15 protein-coding genes and 1 pseudogene are annotated in these 18,885 nt (G+C 71.7%); 7 read left to right on the forward strand and 9 right to left on the reverse strand.

Going from position 1 to position 18,885, the window contains the following annotated elements:
• Positions 1-62: 62 nt before the first annotated feature.
• On the reverse strand, positions 63-437 hold the full coding sequence (locus OG259_RS39005) for a MerR family transcriptional regulator (RefSeq protein WP_328946571.1): 375 nt from the start codon (positions 435-437) through the stop codon (positions 63-65).
• A gap of 62 nt (positions 438-499) precedes the next feature.
• Here OG259_RS39005 and OG259_RS39010 point away from each other — a divergent pair, with 62 nt between their 5' ends.
• Positions 500-1,732, forward strand: a complete 1,233-nt coding sequence (locus OG259_RS39010) for an MFS transporter (protein WP_328946572.1) — start codon at positions 500-502, stop codon at positions 1,730-1,732.
• Between the two features lie 97 nt (positions 1,733-1,829).
• Here the strand turns inward: OG259_RS39010 and OG259_RS39015 are convergent, their stop codons facing one another.
• From OG259_RS39015 to OG259_RS39045, 7 genes and pseudogenes are all read right to left on the reverse strand, one after another.
• Entirely contained in the window at positions 1,830-2,669 is an 840-nt protein-coding gene (locus tag OG259_RS39015) for a hypothetical protein (RefSeq protein WP_328946573.1), read from the reverse strand.
• Complete coding sequence (locus OG259_RS39020) at positions 2,669-3,943, reverse strand: VWA domain-containing protein (RefSeq protein WP_328946574.1); 1,275 nt, start codon at positions 3,941-3,943, stop codon at positions 2,669-2,671. Before OG259_RS39020 ends, OG259_RS39015 begins: the two co-directional genes overlap by 1 nt.
• 82 nt (positions 3,944-4,025) lie before the next feature.
• Positions 4,026-4,622, reverse strand: a complete 597-nt coding sequence (locus tag OG259_RS39025) for a hypothetical protein (RefSeq protein WP_328946575.1) — start codon at positions 4,620-4,622, stop codon at positions 4,026-4,028.
• A gap of 176 nt (positions 4,623-4,798) precedes the next feature.
• Positions 4,799-4,888 (reverse strand): annotated as a pseudogene (locus OG259_RS39030) (flavodoxin family protein); the annotation flags it as partial.
• Between the two features lie 122 nt (positions 4,889-5,010).
• A complete protein-coding gene (locus tag OG259_RS39035; RefSeq protein WP_328946576.1) occupies positions 5,011-7,176 on the reverse strand; it encodes a glycoside hydrolase family 9 protein in 2,166 nt (721 codons plus the stop codon).
• A 185-nt stretch (positions 7,177-7,361) separates the two neighbouring features.
• Complete coding sequence (locus OG259_RS39040; RefSeq protein ID WP_328946577.1) at positions 7,362-8,642, reverse strand: glycoside hydrolase family 6 protein; 1,281 nt, start codon at positions 8,640-8,642, stop codon at positions 7,362-7,364.
• Positions 8,643-8,748: 106 nt separating this feature from the next.
• Positions 8,749-9,714: a glycoside hydrolase family 6 protein gene (locus OG259_RS39045; protein ID WP_328946578.1), complete on the reverse strand. Its 966-nt coding sequence runs from the start codon at positions 9,712-9,714 to the stop codon at positions 8,749-8,751.
• A 346-nt stretch (positions 9,715-10,060) separates the two neighbouring features.
• On the opposite strand from OG259_RS39045, the gene OG259_RS39050 reads away from it, so the two are divergent.
• A complete protein-coding gene (locus OG259_RS39050; RefSeq protein WP_328946579.1) occupies positions 10,061-11,074 on the forward strand; it encodes a LacI family DNA-binding transcriptional regulator in 1,014 nt (337 codons plus the stop codon).
• A gap of 343 nt (positions 11,075-11,417) precedes the next feature.
• Here OG259_RS39050 and OG259_RS39060 read toward each other — a convergent pair whose 3' ends face one another.
• On the reverse strand, positions 11,418-12,443 hold the full coding sequence (locus OG259_RS39060) for a zinc-dependent alcohol dehydrogenase (RefSeq protein ID WP_328946580.1): 1,026 nt from the start codon (positions 12,441-12,443) through the stop codon (positions 11,418-11,420).
• A gap of 436 nt (positions 12,444-12,879) precedes the next feature.
• On the opposite strand from OG259_RS39060, the gene OG259_RS39065 reads away from it, so the two are divergent.
• From OG259_RS39065 to OG259_RS39085, 5 genes are all read left to right on the forward strand, one after another.
• On the forward strand, positions 12,880-13,881 hold the full coding sequence (locus OG259_RS39065) for an ABC transporter substrate-binding protein (protein ID WP_328946581.1): 1,002 nt from the start codon (positions 12,880-12,882) through the stop codon (positions 13,879-13,881).
• A gap of 67 nt (positions 13,882-13,948) precedes the next feature.
• A complete protein-coding gene (locus OG259_RS39070) occupies positions 13,949-15,511 on the forward strand; it encodes a sugar ABC transporter ATP-binding protein (RefSeq protein WP_328946582.1) in 1,563 nt (520 codons plus the stop codon).
• Positions 15,508-16,623 (forward strand): ABC transporter permease, encoded by a 1,116-nt coding sequence (locus OG259_RS39075; RefSeq protein ID WP_328946583.1) that lies wholly within the window; start codon positions 15,508-15,510, stop codon positions 16,621-16,623. Before OG259_RS39070 ends, OG259_RS39075 begins: the two co-directional genes overlap by 4 nt.
• A complete protein-coding gene (gene yjfF, locus OG259_RS39080) occupies positions 16,620-17,627 on the forward strand; it encodes a galactofuranose ABC transporter, permease protein YjfF (RefSeq protein ID WP_328946584.1) in 1,008 nt (335 codons plus the stop codon). The genes OG259_RS39075 and yjfF overlap by 4 nt, the downstream gene beginning before the upstream one ends.
• Positions 17,628-17,739: 112 nt before the next feature.
• Positions 17,740-18,810: an aldose epimerase family protein gene (locus OG259_RS39085; protein WP_328946585.1), complete on the forward strand. Its 1,071-nt coding sequence runs from the start codon at positions 17,740-17,742 to the stop codon at positions 18,808-18,810.
• Positions 18,811-18,885 lie beyond the last annotated feature (75 nt).

Below are 18,885 nucleotides of genomic sequence, written 5' to 3' on the forward strand. Positions count from 1 at the left end.
CCGACGGCCTGCCCTCCGGCACCACCCACGCCGGGGCGCACGGACGACCCGGACGGCGGCGGTCAGACGGACGGCTCCAGCTTCTCCCGTACCGCGTCCAGGTACTCCGCCACCGCGTCCCGGTTCCGGGTGAGGCAGCGGATCCGCTCGGTCATCCGGTCCCGCTCGTCCTCCAGGGTGGCCAGCATCTCCGGGGTGGCGTCCGGGAAATGGATGATCCGCGGCTTGTTCAGGCACGGCAGGATCTGCTTGATGATCCGGGTCGGCAGACCGGCGTCCAGAAGGCCCCGGATCTGCATGACCCGGTCCAGGTTCGACTCGTCGTAGACCCGGTAGCCGTTCGGCAGCCGGTCCGCGACGATGAGACCCTGCTCCTCGTAGTAGCGCAGCAGTCGACGTGGTGTTCCGGTGCGCTCCGACAGTTCCCCGATCCGCATGGACGCCCCCTCCAGGGACTCGCTTGACCTTCACATCAATGTGAGGGTTCGAGCATAGATCCATGGCCAACGACACGACAGCGGCGGCCCGTTCCGCCGCGCCCGCCACCCCCGAGACCCCCGCCGCCTCCACCACCCCGTCCGGCCGGCTGCCGCTCCTCGCGCTGCTCGCCCTCGCCACCGCGGTCTTCGTCACCAGCCTCACCGAGACGCTCCCCGCCGGCGTCCTGCCCGCCATGAGCGCCGACCTCGGCGTCGGTGAGGCCGCCATGGGCCAGGCCGTCACCGTCTACGCCCTCGGCACCGCCCTCACCGCCGTGCCCCTGGCCGCCCGCACCGCCGCATGGCGCCGCAAGCGCCTGCTGCTCACCTCGGTCGCCGGATTCGCCGCCGCCAACACCGTCACGGCCGTCTCCTCCTCCTACGCCCTCACCATGGGCGCCCGGTTCCTCGCCGGGGTCGCCGCGGGCCTCGCCTGGGCGCTGCTCGCCGGATACGCCCGCCGCATCGCCCCGCCGCACCTCCAGGGCCGGGCCGTCGCCGTCGCCATGACAGGCATCCCGCTGGCCCTCTCCCTCGGCGTACCGGCCGGCACCTTCCTCGGCGACGCGGTGGGCTGGCGGGTCGCGTTCACCGCGATGACCGTGATCGCCGTCGGGCTCCTCGGCTGGATCGCCCTCGCCGTTCCCGACCTGCCCGGCGGGGCACGCGGGGGGCGCGCCCAGGTCGCCCGGACCCTGAAGGTGCCCGGCGTCCTCCCGGTCCTGGCCGCCACGTTCACCCTCGTGCTGGCCCACACCATCCTCTACACCTACGTCGCCGCCTACCTCGGCCGTCTCGGTCTCGCCGGCTCCACCGGCCTCGTCCTGCTGGTCTTCGGAGCCGCCTCGCTCGCCGGGATCTGGTTCACCGGACGGCACATCGACCGCAGGCTCCGGACCCTGACCCTCGCCGGCGCGATCCTGTTCGCCGTGGCCGCCGCCGTGCTCGCCGTCCCGGCCGGGAGCACCGCGCTCGTCCTGACGGCCGCCGTGCTCTGGGGGTTCGGCTGGGGCGGCGCGCCCACCCTCCTCCAGACGGCCGTCGCCGACGCGGGCGGAGAGCACGCCGACACGGCCCAGACGATGCTCGTCAGCCTCTGGAACGCGGCCATGGCGGCGGGCGGCATCGCCGGCGGTGTCCTGCTCGACGTCCTCGGCGCGGGCGCCCTGCCCTGGAGCGTGCTCGTCCTCCTCGTGCCGGTCGTCGCGATCGTGGCCGGTGCCGGCGCCCACGGCTTCCCGGCCCGCCGGTGAACCGGACCGACCCCGGGCCGTGTCCTGGGCCGGGAGGGACGCACGAAGGCCCCCACCGCATCGGCGCGGTGGGGGCCTTCGTGCGTCCGAGGACAGGTCAGGCGGCCGGCGGGACGCGGGACGGGCGTCCCGCGCCACGCGTCAGCTTGTAGCCGCCGATACCCGCGAGGGCCGCGAGGATGCCGCCCGCCGCCGTCCAGAGCCAGCGGTCGGACCACCAGCCGGAGGACCAGCCGTCCTCCGGGGCCGCGGCCTCGACGGCGGAGGGCCGGCCGGCCTCCTCGTCGGCCTCCGCCTGGTCGGCCGTCGTCGCCCCGGGCACGAGCGGCGCGGCGAGCGAGCCGTCGGTGGCGTAGGCGCCGCCCTTGTCGACGGTGCTCACCCCGAGCCGGGCCGTGAACGGCTGGCCGAGGTCCTCGTCCGGCAGCGCGCCGGCGGTCAGCCGCACGTAGTAGCTGCCCGGCAGCGGGTCGTTCGACCAGCCGTCGGCCGAGGCGCGGACCGGCCGCAGCACACAGGTGAGCTGCACGGTCGCCGTCTCCTTGGCCGCGGCACGGGACTGGGTCCCGTACATGCACGGCTGGCGCCGCCGGAGCCCGTCGTACACGTCGATCCGCCAGGTGGCGGAGCCGTGTCGCAGGGCCGCGTCGGGCAGGGTGACGGTGGCGTTCACCGTCGGCCGCTGCCCGGTGTCCGCAGGGAACACCCAGTACAGGTAGTCACCCGTGGCGGCCTGCGCGGTGGCCTGCTGCCCGGGGAGGAAGCGCGCGGCGGTACGGAAGGTGGTGCCCGCCTCCGTCGGCCCGGCGGTCGAGGCGGTGTCGTCGTTCGGGTCCGCCGAGGCGGAGGGGGAGTCGGCCAGGGCGGCCGGAGCCACGAGACCGAGGAGAGCGGCGCCCGCGAGCGCGGCCGTGGCGAGCGTGCGTACGGTACGCATCAGTTGGTCCTCCAGACAGCGACGCGCCAGCGGGACAGCCAGCCCCAGACCAGACCGGCCAGGAAGCCGACGAGCACCAGCGCGCCGAGCAGCCACCAGCCGCGGCCGAGTCCGAACGAGGCCACGTCCGAGGCCGTCGACGGGCCGTCGACGACGTCCACCGTCAGCTCGATCGGCATGCCCGGCGTCCTCTTGACCGACGGGGGAGCGGAGAACGAGTTGCTGACCTGGAGACAGACCGTCTCGGCGGCCGGCTTGCCGCCCTCGGGCTCGTCGTCGAGCTCCGGCTTCGGGTAGCGCAGGCCGGTCGAGATCACGTCGGTGCGTCCGTCGCCCGCCTCGGAGCCACGGACGATCTCCCGGCCGTGGCGGGTGACGGCACGCAGCAGCACCCCGTAGTCGTTGTTGACGGCACGGTCGGCCGACACGCTGACGGAGGCGCGGAGTTCCTGACCGGGCAGCAGGTCCACCCGGTACCAGCGGTGCTGGCCGAAGGACTCGCGGTCGGTGTACAGACCGGGCTTGAGCTGCGGCGCGTCGGCGCAGCGCAGCGTGCCCTCGGTGGCCACGGGGGTGACGACCGGGTCGGCGGCGCGGTCGACGAGCTGCCTGACCCGCCGGGAGAGCTCCTCGGTGCGGTGGACGGAGGTGTACGTGCCTCCGGTGGCCTCCGCGATACAGGTGAGCTGCTGCCGGGTCTTGGCGTCCGGCACCAGGCCCAGGGTGTCGATGACGAGGTGGATGCCCTTGGCCGCGATCTCGCGTGCCACCTGGCAGGGGTCGAGCGGGGCGCAGGTGTCCTCGCCGTCCGTGATGAGCACGATCCGGCGGGTGGCGTCACCGCCCTCCAGGTCCTTGGCCGCGCCGAGCAGCGCCGGGCCGATCGGGGTCCAGCCCGTCGGGGCGAGCGTCGCCACGGCGGTCTTGGCCTCGGTCCGGTCGAGCGGGCCCACCGGGTACAGCTGCCGGGTGTCCTTGCAGCCCTGCTTGCGGTCCTGGCCGGGGTAGTCGGCGCCCAGGGTGCGGATGCCGAGCCGGACCTCCTCGGGCACCGCGTCGAGGACCTCGTTGAAGGCCTGCTTGGCCGCGGCCATCCGGGACTTGCCGTCGATGTCCTTGGCCCGCATGGAGCCGCTCACGTCGAGGACCAGCTCGACCTTGGGGGATTCCTTCGCCACCGGCGCGTCGGCGGTCGCGCTCGTCGGCAGGAGCGCGACGCTCAGGGCGGCGAGCAGCGCGCAGGCCCCGGTCGCCAGCCGTTTTCTCGTGATCATCGCCGGATCGTATTGATGATCCTCCGACAATCCAAAACGGGGGTGGGTGCCCGGGATCGGCAGGCCGCCGGAATGACCCGGTTCAGGACTGGCTGTTGAGGAAACCGATCAGGCAGGAGCCCCACCAACCGGTCTGACTGACCGTCGCCGCGACGCCCGAGCGGACGAGCAGCCCGCGCGGGACGGCGGAATCCCGGAACCCGTCCAGGAGCTGTCCGAGCCGGTGCGCCCAGAGGCCGTTGAGGGTGACGGCCACGACCAGCCCGAGCTTGACGAGGGTGAGCGTGGATCCGAGGTCGGGGCGGAGGAAGAGTCCGGTGACGACGAGGCCGCCCAGGCCGGCCCAGATCGGGGTCTGGAGCGCGCAGGCGGTGTCGAGGACGACGGACAGGGGGCGTCGGCCGGTCAGCCACAGGACGGCGAACCAGTCGACGGCGAGCACCGATCCGAAACTCACGGTGAGGAAGGCGAGGTGAAGGAAGCGGGCGACCGTCTGGAGCGAGCCGTCCGCGTGGACGTGCCCCGCCGTCCAGCAGGCCCCCGCGATGAACGCCGTGGCGAGGAGCCCGACGGCGGCCAGGAGCCAGGCCGGGGTGAGCTGCGGTGTCAGGGGCGGCCCGGAAGCCGGTACGGACGCCACGTCCGCCGTCGCGGTGGTGAGACGGGGCGAACGTGGCACGGCTCTTGGCATGAAAGTGATCTTCCGGGCGAAAAAAAGGGGGTGGTTAGGTAAGGCGAAGCTAAGTGGCCTCCGTGTGCGCGTCAAGAAGATGTGGCATGGATCCCACTCCGTGACACGTGCGGCCCTCCGGCGACGGGAGTCGGCCGATGCCCGGCCGACAGGCGGTCGTGGCGTCAGTGGTGCTCGGGGTTCGGGAACTCCGGCTTGCAGCCGGCGTCCCACACCGAGCGCTGGTTGCCGTGCGCCGGGATGCCGCCCGCCCGCCAGCACCGCTGATTGACCCGCCAGTTCCGGCGAAGGAGTCTCCTGTCTGCGATGGCGATCTTCGCAGGGATGTCCCTCCGGGTCCGGACGGAGGTGTCCGTCCGGACCCGGAGGGACGGGGTCAGGCGCAGGTGCTTGCGTTGAGTGTGAAAGCCGTGGGGGAGGGGGTTGAGCCCGCGTGGGTCCCCTGGACTCCGAAACTCACAGTCGCGCCGGGGGCGATCGTCCGGTTCCAGTCCGCGTTGCGGGCGCTGACGGCGGTGCCGCTCTGAGTGACGGTGGCGTTCCACGAGCTCGTGACGCTCTGGCCGGCAGGGTGGGTCCAGGCCAGCTGCCAGCCGTCCACGGCCGTAGGTCCTGTGTTCTTGACGGTGATGTTCGCGGTGAAGCCGGTGCTCCAGACGTTGCTCGGCGTGTACGTCACCGCGCAGGCGGCGGTGGGAGGTTCGCCGCCGGCGGAGGTCCGCTCGGCGGCGTAGGCGGCGAGCCAGGCCAGCGGGGCGTTCCAGTTGACCGCCACCTCGTTGGTCGAGTACGAGTCGATGTGGTCGATGTAGCAGGCCGCGGGGGCGCAGCCGGTCAGCTTCGCCAGCGCCACCGGGTCCTGGAGACCGCTGTTGGGGCCGCCGGCGAGCGAACCGGCCGGAGGGTGCGGCAGGGAGGCATCCAACTGGTGGGCCCAGAAGCGGTGGTGCTGGTTCTGCGAGGACGTCTCGCCGTAGCCGGTGACGTAGGACAGGCCCAGGGCGTTGCGGCCGAGCAGGTAGTCCATGGTCTCCAGGGCGCCGGCGCGGTAGCGGTCGTCGCCCGTCAGCTCCCCGGCGACGGCCATGACGACGGCGTCGTTGGCGACCTCGCCGTTCGACCCCCAGAAGTAGCCGTCCGCGGGTACGGGTACCGCGTAACCCTGGGCCGCCATCCTGGACAGGTAGCCGTCGGCTGCCGCCGTCACCGACGCACGGACCCGGGCCAGGTCGGACGCCGGCAGTCCGTTGGGGACCGTGGCCAGGACGAGCCGGCCGAGCGCGGCGGTGTCCGCCCAGCCGAAGCCGTACGGGCTGAAGGCATCGGCGGAGGTGTGCCAGGGCGAGGACGTGACCGCGTCCCGGTAGGCGCTCTCGCCGGTCGCCGCGTACAGCTCGGAGGCGGCCCAGTAGAACTCGTCGGTGACCCGCGCGTCCTCGTAGGCGCCGCCGCCCGTGCTGTCGGAAGCCGGCGCGTACACCGCCGGGTTGGCCTTCGCGGCACTCCAGGCCCGGCGAGCGGCGGACATGCAGCGGTCGGCATAGGCGGAGTCGTACGGCCGGAACACCCGGGCGCACTGCGCGGCGGCCGCGGCGAGGTTGAGGGTGGCCGCGGTGGACGGGCGGTGAAGCTCGCGGGGCTGGGCGTCCTGGTCGGGGCGCAGGGGCATGCCCGTCCAGGCCACGTCATGGATCTTGTGGAACGCCATGCCCGCGGACGGCTTGCCGTCGGGCACCTGCATCCGCATGAGGAAGTCGAGCTCCCACCGCGCTTCGTCGAGGACGTCGGGTATGCCGTTGCCGCGCTCGGGGACGCGCAGGGTGGAGTCGCCCAGCGCCGCTTCCCCGCCCGCCCGATCCGCCCGCTCGAAGGAGTTGACGACCAGCCAGGTGGAGATGCCGCCGTTGACCACGTACTTGCCGTGGTCGCCGGCGTCGTACCAACCCCCCCTGACGTCCTGGGTGTAGTCGCACACCGTGGCCTGACAGGGGACGGACGTGTCGCCCTTGTTGGGAGCGACGTCGAGGTGTGCGGCCGGGCGCGCGTAGGCGGAACCCACCAGGGAGGCGTCGATCACGATGCCGCTGCGCTGGTGGTGGAAGAACGCCATCGCGTCGGAACGCAAGGTGTCGTAGAGGTTCGCGCGGATGTCGAAGGGAGCGCTGCTGCTGCCGTCCACGGTCACGACGTATCCGGTGCCCGTCTCGCGGTGCGAGGAGAAGTCCGCGACCTGGACGGACTGCCCGGAGGGGGCGTCCGCGCCGCGCGCGACGGTCGAACCGGAGGCGACCACCGTCCCGGAGGCGTTGCGCAACTGCCAGCCGAGTGCCTGCGTCGACGTCGTGACGACGGTGGCGCGCTTCGGCCCGTCGGGCAGGTAGCCGACCTGGTTGACGCGTACGGCGGTGGTCGCCGCCGCCGTGGCGGACGCGTCCGCCACGGCCGGTGCGGACGCGAGCCCGCCGATCAGGAGCGCGCCCGTGAGGAGCGCGGCGGAGAGGCGTGAGGGGTTGCGGAGTAACGAGGTGGTGGTGGGGGGCATGTGCGGCTCCTTCGGGATGTGGTGGGGTGCCGGGAGGACGCAGCGGAGTCGGTGGACGGCATGATATGGGAGCGCTCCCATGTCGCGCCGCGCGGAACGGAGGTCGAGAGGTCGGGGGACTGGATCGGAGGCTAGTGACGCCCCGCCGCCGCCGTCAACGGTTTCGACGGCGGAGGGAGCCGGTCTCAGCGGTTGAAGGTCAGCCGCGGTGCCGCGTTGCGGGCCAGCGTGTGAGCCTGGTCGGACCACCATGCGCCGGCCGGCGGGTCGACGATGCCGTACTCGGGGTCGATCGTGCCGCCGGTGTTGCGCGTACAGCTGCCGTCGGACTCGCCGGGGATCTTGATCCACAGGTAGGCGTCGACGAGCGGGACGCCCGTGTCGGCGGTCGGGCGCGGGCCGAGGCCGCGGCCGGGCGCGTTGCACCAGATCTCCGGGTCGCCGGTGTACTTGCCGGGCTCCGGGGTCCAGGCGCCCAGGCCGTTGCGGCTGGTGTCGATGACGAAGTGGTGCAGCGCGTCGACCGGCGGGGTGCCCACGCTCTGGTCGAACCAGGCGTCGGTCCAGCGCCAGGTGGCGGGGTCGGCGGAGTCGACCGCGCCGCCCGGGGTTCCGTCGTTGGGCGCGGCGGGCGAGTAGTACTGCGTGGCGCACCAGTCGGTGTGGCCGCGGGCCCACTCGGGCCCTTCGGTGGCGTACCACATGCACTTGGCGATCCAGGTGCCGTAGCGCGCGTTGTGATCGGTGGGGTGGGTGTTGGACACGTTGAGGGCGAAGCCGTCGCTGTCCCGGACGCCGGCGTCGAGCAGCCGCCGCGCCATGTCGCCGACGGGCCGCCACAGGACGTTGCCCGCGTCGAGATAGACCGCGGTGCGGCTCTTGGCCTTGATGGTCCTGACGGCGTACGCGAGATCGGCGACGCGGCTCGCCGTGAGCTCGCCGGTCGGGTCCACAGCGGGTCCGCAGTCGCTCGGGAGGAGTGCCAGACCGTCGGGTTCGACCACGACGACGGCCTTGCTGTCGCCGATGCCGGCGGCGAAGGCGTCGATCCACCGCCGGTAGGCGGCGGACGACGCGGCGCCGCCGCTGGAGTACTGCGAGCAGTCGCGGCCCGGGACGTTGTACGCGACCAGGACGGGGGTCCGGTTCACCACGCGGGCCTCGCGGACGAGGGTTCTCACCTTGGCCCGGACCTCGTCGGGCGTGCCCTCGGTGAACCATTCGGCCTGAGGCCAGCTCGCGAGTTCGGCCATGTTCACCGCGTTCGTGAAGTCGCCGTTCCCGAGGTCGGTGAGCGCCTGCTCGGCGGCCTTGCTGTGCGGGTCCACGTAGAACTTCGTGGTCGGGGTGAGCGGGGCGGCGGCGGGTGCGGCCTGCGCCTGCCCCTGCGTCGCGGTGAGAGCGGCACAGGCCGCGAGTGCCGCGAGGGCGGCGGTCGCGCGCCGCCGTAGGCTGCGTGGCTTCATGGGGGCTCCTGGTCGGAGGGATGGGGGGAGGGGGCCTTTGGTGTGCCGATCGTGTTCCTGTGGTCCCGCCGCGGGGCGGCGGTCGCCGGGCCGCAGGAGTCGGTCGTCAGTAGCCGTAGATCATCTTGTAGGCGACCTCGGGGAGGAACTGGCCGGCCGTGGAGCCGGTCCCGACGCCGCAGTTGCCGTCGGACTCGCCCGGGGCCTTGATCCACAGCAGCATCTCGGCGCCGCCGCCCAGCTGGGTGGGCGTGCCGATGCGGCGGCCGGCCGCGTTGCACCACTCGCCGTTGGAGCCGTTGCCGTTGCGGCTGGTGTCGACGACGAACGGCTTGGTGTAGCCGTAGCGGGCGGCGAGTTCACCGTTGACGGCGTTGCCGTAGGCGGTGTTCTGGGCGGTGGTGTAGTAGTTCGAGATGTTGAGGGAGAAGCCGTGTGCCCGCGGGAGCCCGGCTTCGTGGAGGCGCTGGGCCATCGTCGCCGCGCTCACCCACCCCGGGTTCCCGGCGTCGAGGTAGACCCATGTGTTGGGGGCCTGGCGGGCGAACTCGGCGAGGGCGCCGCTGATCATGCCCTGACGCTCGTGGATCTGGGTCTGGTTCATGCAGCCGTAGTCCGCGAGGGAGTCCGGTTCGAGGACGACGATGGCCGGGCGCCCGGCGATCCCGCCGGCGAACTGGGCGATCCAGCTCGCGTACGCGGAAGGAGACGCGGCGCCGCCTCCGGAGTGCCCGCCGCAGTAGTCGCGGTGGTAGATGTTGTAGGCGACCATGACGGGCAGCTTGTCGTGGTGGTCCGCCGCCCCGACGTACGCGCCCGCGGCGGTGCCGATGGTGCCGCTCCACGAGCCGAACCAGCGGGCCATGGGAGTGCTGGCGAGGGACGCGTTGATCGCGGGGGCCCGGCCGTCACCGGAGGTGGCGGCGACCCACTTCTTCGCGCTGGAATCGGGATCCACGTAGAACCCGCTTGTCATGCCGGTGGGATCCGCCGCGTGGGCGGACGGGGCGACGGCGAGCGCCAGCGGCAGTGCGGAGAGGGCTGCGACGAGGAAGCGGACTCTGCGGCGCATGACGGTACCTCGGTTTCCTGACGGCGGATGCGTCGCCCGGTCTCGTCCCGAGCGGGAGACGCAGTGGGGAAGTGCGGTGGTACGAGGTCCCCCGTGCGGTGGCGCACGGGCGGGGCGGCAGCACACTCCGCCGCACAGGAAGTGGCGGGAGCGCTCCCACCGGAAGCGGTCCCAGTCGGCGATCTGCGGGGCCGAGGTGTGGCCGTATCGTGTGGCGCTCCGATCTGGACTGTCAAGTGCCGTTGCTCGATCAGCACTTCACGGAATGAGGGGAAGGGTCTACAGTCCTGAAACTGGTAGCGCTTCCAGTCCTCCAGTGTTCAGACAGGGATCAGGAAGGCAGCTCATGGCGCAAGGCGTGCCGCACCGGCAGTCGACCCTCGACGAGGTGGCCGAACTGGCCGGAGTCTCGCGGTCGGTGGCCTCGCGTGTGCTCAACAACGCCCCGCACGTCAGTCGTGCCAAACGGGAAGCCGTCGAACGGGCCGTCCATCGACTGGGATACGTACGGAATCCCACCGCCCGGGCGCTGGCCACCCGTCAGACCGGTGCGGCCGCCCTGGTCGTCTCGGGAGAGGACCCGTCGATCTTCGCGGACCCCTTCTTCGCCCAGGTGATCGTGGGCGCCTCGGCCGCGCTGGAAGACGCCGACCTGCACCTGATGCTGTGTCTGACCGCCTCCGACCGGGGGCGTCGGCGGGTGGAGCAGCTTCTCCGGTCGAAGGGGGCCGACGGTGTGATGCTGATGGCTCTGCGCGAGGACGATCCGCTGGCCCGCATGGCGGAAGAGGCGGAGCTTCCGGTGGTGTTCGGTGGACGGCCGGTCGGTCTGGACCCGCGGTGGTACGTGGACGTCGACAACCTCGGAGGAGCGCGCGCGGCGACCGAGTACCTGATCTCGCTCGGCCGGACCAGGATCGCGACGATCTGCGGGCGGCTGGACACCGAGGTGGGACGCACTCGCTACCGCGGCTACCAGGACGCCATGCTGGCGGCGGGCCTCGAACCGTACCCACCGGCAGCCGGTGACTTCACCGAGCCGAGCGGAGCGGTCGCCATGGCCGCGCTGCTGGCGCGCCATCCGGACCTGGACGGAGTGTTCGCCGCCAGCGACAACATGGGGGCCGGAGCCTTGCGCACGCTGCGTGCCGTCGGCCGCCGTGTCCCCGCCGACGTCGCCGTGATCGGCTTCGACGATCTGGCCGTGGCCCGGATCGCCGAGCCGCCGCTGACCACGGTGCACCAGCCCGTAGAAGGTCTCGGCCGTGAGATGGCGCGCATGCTCGTCGCGCTCATCAACGGGCAGACACCCACCCCGCTGATCCTTCCCACGCGTCTGGTCACCCGCGCCAGCGCCTGACGGGTCGTCGTCCGGGACCGGCGGCCGTGCCGTCGCCGCGCTGTGCGCGGCACTGCCCACCCATGCCCGGATCGCGGTCTCCCTCGACCTGCACCACGTCCGCCCGCTGACCACGGAGCCGCCCGCCGCATCGACGCCGTCTCCAACCGCGTCCTCACCGGCCCGATGCTCCGCGGCCAACCACACCCACGGCGAGAGCGGGCACTTCCCGTGCCCCGGATCCGAGCACGTTCAGTTCCACCTCCCGCCCGATGGGACCACCGAGATGGGCTGGACCAGCGACCCCACCGGCCCGGCGAGGTGAGCTCCGAGCGCGGGGCCGCTCTTCGGGGGCGCGCGCTCGTCAGGAGCTCTGGGGGCGGAGCAGGACTTTCCCCACGCGAGGATCTCCGCTCTCCGTGAGTGCCATGGCCCGCTCGAACTCGTCGATGCCCAGCTGGTGCGTGACGAGTTCGAGCGGCGTCAGGCGTGCCGCGGAGAAGGCGCTTACGGCGTAGGACCAGGCGCCGGAGGAGGCTCCGAAGGCCGTTCCGACGGACAGTTGCCGAGCGACGACCCGGGCGGGATCGAGTCCCTCCGCCCCCTGGGCCGGGATACCCGTGAGGATCAGGTGTCCTCCCGCCCGCAGCAGGGACGTCGCGGCGCTGGCGGTCGACGTACCGCCCACGGCGTCGATCACCAGGTCGAAGTCCGAGAGGCCGGAGGCACGGTCCCACGTGCGGTAGCCGGTGGCTCCGAAGCGGTGGGACAGATCGGCTCGGTCGGGGTTCGTGCCGACGACCGTCAGCTCGATCGGGGAGAAGGCGCCGAGGAGCTGTGCGGCGAGCAGACCGAGGGTGCCGGAGCCGATGACGGCCGCTCGTGAACCGGGCAGCGGGCACGCCTTCAGGACGGCGGCGGCCGCACAGGCGGCGGGTTCGAGGAGCGCGGCGGCCGTCAGGTCGGCGTCCGGCGGCAGCGTGTGCAGCAGGCGGGCGGGGAGGACGAGGGTGGGAGCCATCGCGCCGGGGAGGGTGAACCCCGTCTCCTCGTAGCCGGCGGCGCACAGGGTGGTCTCTCCGGCGCGGCAGGGTGCGCAGGTCTCGCAGTTCCGGATCCCTTCTCCCACGACCTTGCGGCCGATCAGGGAGGCGGACACACCCTCGCCCACGGCGGTGACGGTGCCGGACCACTCGTGTCCGGGGGTGACTGGATAGCGGGCGTACGGAGCAGGACGACGACCCAGGTACAAGTCGAGGTCGCTGCCGCAGACACCGACGGCGTGGACGTCCACCCGGGCTTCGCCGGGCCCCGGCCGTCGAGGTGTGTGCTCCACGAGGCGATACGTCTCCGGAGCGTCGAGGGCGACAGCCTGCTTCCGGGGGCTCACAGGAAGGTGCCCTGGGAGATCGACCGAGTGGAACACATGGGGGACGCTCCTGCTGTTCGAAATCTCGGTCGCTGTTCGAAATTGTGCCGCGACCCTACGGAGGGGGGTGGGTCGTGTCAACGGGGTGTACTCCGGAGGGGTTTGCTCGGAGCCGTACCTAGGCGATCAGTGTTAACGCTCACAAGACGGCGGGCCGTACTGTTCGCCGTCGTCGCGCTCCTTCGCATCGAAATCAAGTAACGGCCGCGCAAACTCTTGAGTTACAACTCTGTTAGCGCTCACAATGACTGGCGTCGACCGGCTTACCAGTCGTCGGGAGCAGACGTTGCACCCTGCCGCCGCCGGTTCAACCACCCCTGCGCAGCCACACCTTCACCGGACCCGTCCATCTCAGGGCTCCGGCTGGTACGACGCACGTCCCGAGAGGAACCACGACATGGCCCACAGAGCCCTCCGCATCATCGCCGCCGCCGCCCTGGCCGGCAGCGTGTTGACCGCCTGCACCACCGAGCCTGCGACGACCGGTACCACCGGCGGCGCCGGCAAGGGTTCCTCCGACGGCAAGCTGGTGCTCGGGTTCGCGCAGGTGGGCGCAGAGAGCGGCTGGCGCACCGCCAACACCAAGTCCGTGCGCGACGCCGCCGAAAAGGCCGGCATCACGCTGAAGTTCTCCGACGCGCAGCAGAAGCAGGAGAACCAGATCAAGGCCATCCGCACCTTCATCCAGCAGAAGGTGGACGTCATCGCCTTCTCGCCCGTGGTGGAGTCCGGCTGGGACACCGTCCTCAAGGAGGCCAAGAACGCCGGCATCCCGGTGATCCTCACCGACCGCGCGGTCGACTCGCAGGACACCTCCCTCTACCGGACCTTCCTCGGCTCCGACTTCGTCAAGGAGGGGCAGGAAGCCGGCAAGTGGCTCGTGAAGGAGTACGAGGGAACCTCCGGGACGGTCAACGTCGTCGAGCTCCAGGGCACCACAGGATCCGCCCCCGCCAACGACCGCAAGGCGGGCTTCGCCGAGGCCGTCAAGGGCGACCCCAAGTTCAAGGTCGTCGCCTCCCAGACGGGTGACTTCACCCGCGCCAAGGGCAAGGAGGTCATGCAGGCCTTCCTCAAGTCCCACGAGGACATCGACGTCCTGTACGCCCACAACGACGACATGGCCCTGGGTGCCATCCAGGCCATCGAGGAGGCGGGCAAGAAGCCGGGCACCGACATCAAGGTGATCTCTGTCGACGGCATCAAGGACGCCTTCGTCGCCATGGAGCAGAAGAAGATCAACGTCGTGGTCGAGTGCAACCCGCTCCTCGGCGACCAGCTGATGGAACTCGCCAAGAAGGTCGCGGCGGGCCAGGACGTCCCGCGCCGGGTCGAGACGGAGGAGGGCGTCTTCACGCAGGACCAGGCCGCCGCCGCCCTGCCCGGCCGCCAGTACTGATCCACCGTCCGCACGGACCGGGGGCGGCCCTCGCGCCGCCCCCGGACCTCTCAGGAGAGGAGGGCGGATGGCAGCCCCACCCACCCCCCGCACACCCACCCGCGCCGACCGGCCCGTCCTGGAAGCCCGTGGCATCCGCAAGGCCTTCCCCGGCGTCCTCGCCCTCGACGGGGTGGACCTGCGCCTCTTCCCGGGCGAGGTCCACGCGCTGATGGGCGAGAACGGCGCCGGCAAGTCCACCCTCATCAAGGTGCTCACCGGGGTCCACCCGCCCGACGCGGGAACCGTCTCCGTCGACGGCGGCCTCCAGCGGTTCACCGAACCCCTTGAAGCCCAACACGCCGGCATCAGCACGGTCTACCAGGAGGTGAACCTGTGCCCCAACCTCTCCGTCGCCGAGAACATCCTCATCGGGCGTGAGCCCCGGCGCCTGGGACTCGTCCACTGGTCGGCCCTCCACCAGCGCGCGGAGCGGCTCATCACCGAGCTGGAACTCGACCTCGACGTCCGCATGCCGCTGAACGCGCACTCCATCGCCGTCCAGCAACTCGTCGCGATCGTTCGCGCCGTGGACATCCAGGCGAAGGTCCTCGTCCTCGACGAGCCCACCTCCAGCCTCGACCGGGACGAAGTCGCCCAACTGTTCACGCTGGTCCGTCGACTCCGCGACCGGGGCGTCGCGATTCTCTTCGTGACCCACTTCCTCGACCAGGTCTTCGACCTGTGCGACCGGGTGACCGTCCTGCGCAACGGCCGCCTCGAAGGCGAGCACCGGATCGACGAGCTGACGCCCGTCACCCTCGTCCACTGCATGGTCGGCAGCGAACTGCGCACCCTGGACGAACTGGCCGACACGTCCCGCACCGACGCCGTCACCACTCCCGACGCCGTGGACCGCCCCTTCCTGAGCGCCCGCGGACTCGCCAGGGCCGGGTCCATCCAGCCGTACGACCTCGACATCCACCGCGGGGAGGTCATCGGCCTCGCCGGTCTCCTCGGCTCCGGACGCACGGAGGCGGCCCGGCTGCTCTTCGGCGCCGACCACGCCGACGAGGGCGAGCTGCGGATCGACGGCGACCACACCGTCCTGCGCTCCCCACGCACCGCGATCGGCCACAAGATCGCCTTCTGCTCGGAGAACCGCAAGGCGGAGGGCCTGATCGGCGAGCTCACCGTCCGCGAGAACATCGTGCTCGCCCTGCAGGCCGCACGTGGCTGGACCAGACCCCTCTCCCGCGCCCGGCAGGACGAGATCGCCGCCCGCTGGATCGAAGCCCTCGACATCCGCCCGGCCGCCCCCGAGGCACAGGTCCGCAACCTCAGCGGAGGCAATCAGCAGAAGGTGCTCCTCGCCCGGTGGCTGCTCACCGATCCCGAGCTGCTGATCCTGGACGAACCCACCCGGGGCATCGACATCGGCGCGAAGACAGAGATCCAGAGACTGGTGACACGCCTCGCCGCCGACGGCACGGCGGTCCTCTACATCTCCGCCGAACTCGAGGAAGTCCTGCGGCTGAGCCACCGGGTCGGCGTCCTGCGCGACCACCGCCTCGTCGCCACCCTCCCCAACGACACCACCCTGACGCCCGACCGGATCCTGGGCGCCATCGCCACCGGAGCCACCTCATGACACCACCTGACGACACCGGCGCCGCCGGGCGCCCGGCCCCGGCTCCCGGCGCCCGGCGGCTCACCGGGCACCCCCTGTTCTGGCCCGCCGCCGTCCTCGCCGCCCTGCTCCTCGGGAACGTCGCGCTCACTCACGACTTCCTCGCCGTCCGCGTCCAGAACGGACACCTGTACGGCAGTCTCATCGACATCCTCCAGTTCGGCGCCCCTCTGATCCTCGTCTCGCTCGGCATGACCCTGGTCATCGCGACCCGGGGCATCGACCTCTCGGTCGGCTCGACGGTCGCCATCGCCGGCGCCCTGGCGTGCGAGCACATCGCCACGGCACAGGACCCCGGAAGTCTCTCCACCGTCGTCACGGCGATCGCGACCGCGCTCGGCGTGGCCGCCGCGATCGGACTGCTGAACGGCTTCCTCGTCGCCCGCCTCGGCGTCCAGCCCATCGTCGCCACCCTGGTCCTCATGGTCGCCGGGCGCGGCGTGGCCCAGCTGATCACCGACGGCCAGATCATCAGCGTGTCCAGCGGCGCCTACAAGATGATCGGCGGCGGCTACTGGCTCACCCTCCCCTTCGCCGTCCTGCTCGCCGCTGCTCTCGTCGCCGTCACCTCCCTCGTCACCCGGCGGACCGCCCTCGGCATGCTCATCGAATCGGTGGGTGGCAACCCGGTCGCGAGCCGCCTCGTCGGCATCCGGGCCGCCGGGCTGCTGGTCACCGTCTACGTCGTCAGCGCCGTGTGCGCGGCGGTGGCCGGCCTGATGATCAGCTCCAACGTGTCCAGCGCCGACGGCAACAACGCGGGCCTCTGGATCGAACTGGACGCCATCCTCGCCGTGGTCATCGGCGGCACCGCTCTCACCGGTGGCCGCTTCTCCCTCGGCGGGACCGTCCTGGGCGCACTGATCATCCAGACCCTCTCGACCACGATCTACACCCTCGGCGTACCGCCGGAGACCACCCTCGTCTTCAAGGCCCTGGTCGTCATCGTCGTGTGTCTCGTCCAGTCGTCCGCGTTCCGCGCGCGGCTCTCCCGCAGCCGCCGGCCATCCGGCCCTGACCCGGCCCCCGCCCCCGGCGACGTGGCGGCCCGCCGGCAGGAGGTCCACCCGTGAGCACCGCCCTCAACTCCCTCGCCAAGCCGCTCCACCGGTTCTCGGTACGGCACGCCACCCGCCTGCCGCTCATGGTGACGGCCACTCTGCTGGTCGTGATGTTCACGGTCGGCTCCCTGAACTACGAAGGCTTCTTCTCCGCGCAGGTCCTGCTCAACGTCCTGATCGACAACGGCTTCCTGCTCGTCGTGGCCATCGGCATGACGTTCGTCATCCTCACCGGCGGGATCGACCTGTCCGTCGGCTCCATGGTGGCCCTCTCCACGATGCTGACGGCCTGGCTCGTCGAACAGAACGGCCTGCCGCTCGCCCTCGCGGTGCCCATGGTCCTGCTCGTGGGTGCCGGCGGCGGCGCCCTGATGGGCTGGGTGATCCACGCCTTCGAGATCCAGCCCTTCATCGTCACCCTCGCGGGCATGTTCCTCGCCCGAGGCCTCTGCTACATGATCAGCACCGAGTCGATCTCCATCACCGACCCGACGACCACGCGGATCGCCCAGACCCGGGTTCTCCTGCCCGGCGGCCTGTTCGTCTCGCCCGCCGTGGTCATCGCCCTGGTCGTGCTGGCGCTCGCCTTCGTCGTCCTGCACCACACCCGCTTCGGTCGTACCGTCTACGCCCTGGGCGGCAACGAGTCCTCGGCCCGCCTCATGGGCCTGCCCGTGGGACGCACCAAGATCGTGGTGTACGCCGTGAGCGGCCTGTGCTCCGCCCTCGGCGGCCTGCTGCTGACGTTCTACATGCTGTCCGGCTACGCCCTGCACGCCGTCGGCATGGAACTCGACGCCATCGCGGCGGCCGTCATCGGCGGGACCCTGCTGACCGGGGGCTCCGGCTTCGTCCTGGGAACCGCGCTGGGCGTGACGGTCCTCGGCCTGATCCAGACCGTCATCAGCTTCCAGGGCACGCTCAGTTCGTGGTGGACGCGCATCGTCATCGGCGGCCTGCTCTTCGTCTTCGTCCTCCTCCAACGGCTCTTCGGCGGAGCCCGCCACGCGGAATAGACCCCTTGCGCAGGGCGGACCCCGAGCCGCCCCCGAACACGAACGCGCCCCGGGAGGGGCAGGGCCCTCCCTGCCCCTCCCGTCTGTGACCTCTCGCCGACGAGGAGACTCCATGAACCTGTATCCGCCGCCCCCGTTCACCGGGGTCCCCCCGGTCTGCCGCCCCGACACGTACGCCGGACAACGATGGACCTTCGGCTTCCCCGGCGGACTCACGGCGGAGGTGCACACCCGTGGCGCCCGCCTCCACGGGCTGTGGGTGCCGGACCGGTACGGCACGCCGGCCGACGTCGTCCTCGCCCCCCACGACCCGGCCCTGACGGCCACCGCCGCCCGGTACTTCGGCGCCACCGTCGGCCGCTACGCCAACCGCATCGCACACGGCCGGTTCTCCCTGGACGGGAAGTCGCACCAGCTGACCACGCAGGAGGACGGCCACACCCTGCACGGCGGAACCGACGGCTTCGACACCCGGCTCTGGAAAGCCGAGAGCGTGCACACCCCGGAGTGGACCGGCGTACTCCTGCACCTGCGCAGCCCCGACGGCGACCAGGGCTTCCCGGGCCACCTGGACGCCACCGTCAGCTGTCTCGTCGGCCGCGACAACGAACTCTGCTTCTCCTACGCGGCTGTCACCGACGCCCCCACCCTGGTCAACCTGACCAACCACGCCTACTTCAACCTGGAGGGCGAGGGAGCCGGCGACATCCTCGGTCACGAACTGGCCGTCGCCGCCTCCCACTACACACCGGTCGACGCGGATCTCATCCCCTCAGGCGACCACCGCCCCGTCGCCGGCACCGCGTTCGACCTCCGGCGGCCCCTCAGCATCGCCGAGGCCCTCGCCCGCCCCGGCACGGTCGGCGGATACGACCACAACTTCGTCCTGAGCCCCTACGGCGACAGGACACCGCACCGGGCCGCCGTCCTGTACGCGCCGGCCACGGGCCGCCACATGGAGGTGCTGACCACCGAGCCCGGACTCCAGGTCTACACCGCGGGGCAGTTCGACGGCACGGTGCTCGGCAAGAGCGGTACGCACTACGGGGCGGGCGCCGGCATCGCGCTGGAGACCCAGCACTTCCCCGACTCCCCGAACCGCCCCGGTGACCCGTCTCCGGTGCTTCGGCCGGGCGTCGAGTACCGGTCGAGGACGGTCCTGCGGTTCAGTACCCGCGGCTGACCCTCGTACGGACACGTCGACATGGCTGTGCCCGCCGGTGGAGGAACCGGCGGGCACAGCCATGTCCGGAGGAGC

It is taken from the genome of Streptomyces sp. NBC_00250, from assembly GCF_036192275.1.
In the GTDB taxonomy this organism is placed as follows: domain Bacteria; phylum Actinomycetota; class Actinomycetes; order Streptomycetales; family Streptomycetaceae; genus Streptomyces.

What these genes read in the sequence shown, in the direction of transcription:
- OG259_RS39015 (WP_328946573.1), bottom strand. Translation starts at nt 2,669, where the DNA reads ATGCGTACCGTACGCACGCTCGCCACGGCCGCGCTCGCGGGCGCCGCT.
- OG259_RS39085 (WP_328946585.1), top strand. Translation starts at nt 17,740, where the DNA reads ATGAACCTGTATCCGCCGCCCCCGTTCACCGGGGTCCCCCCGGTCTGC.
- OG259_RS39040 (WP_328946577.1), bottom strand. Translation starts at nt 8,642, where the DNA reads ATGAAGCCACGCAGCCTACGGCGGCGCGCGACCGCCGCCCTCGCGGCA.
- OG259_RS39020 (WP_328946574.1), bottom strand. Translation starts at nt 3,943, where the DNA reads ATGATCACGAGAAAACGGCTGGCGACCGGGGCCTGCGCGCTGCTCGCC.
- OG259_RS39070 (WP_328946582.1), top strand. Translation starts at nt 13,949, where the DNA reads ATGGCAGCCCCACCCACCCCCCGCACACCCACCCGCGCCGACCGGCCC.
- OG259_RS39075 (WP_328946583.1), top strand. Translation starts at nt 15,508, where the DNA reads ATGACACCACCTGACGACACCGGCGCCGCCGGGCGCCCGGCCCCGGCT.
- OG259_RS39010 (WP_328946572.1), top strand. Translation starts at nt 500, where the DNA reads ATGGCCAACGACACGACAGCGGCGGCCCGTTCCGCCGCGCCCGCCACC.
- OG259_RS39035 (WP_328946576.1), bottom strand. Translation starts at nt 7,176, where the DNA reads ATGCCCCCCACCACCACCTCGTTACTCCGCAACCCCTCACGCCTCTCC.
- OG259_RS39005 (WP_328946571.1), bottom strand. Translation starts at nt 437, where the DNA reads ATGCGGATCGGGGAACTGTCGGAGCGCACCGGAACACCACGTCGACTG.
- OG259_RS39045 (WP_328946578.1), bottom strand. Translation starts at nt 9,714, where the DNA reads ATGCGCCGCAGAGTCCGCTTCCTCGTCGCAGCCCTCTCCGCACTGCCG.
- OG259_RS39065 (WP_328946581.1), top strand. Translation starts at nt 12,880, where the DNA reads ATGGCCCACAGAGCCCTCCGCATCATCGCCGCCGCCGCCCTGGCCGGC.
- OG259_RS39050 (WP_328946579.1), top strand. Translation starts at nt 10,061, where the DNA reads ATGGCGCAAGGCGTGCCGCACCGGCAGTCGACCCTCGACGAGGTGGCC.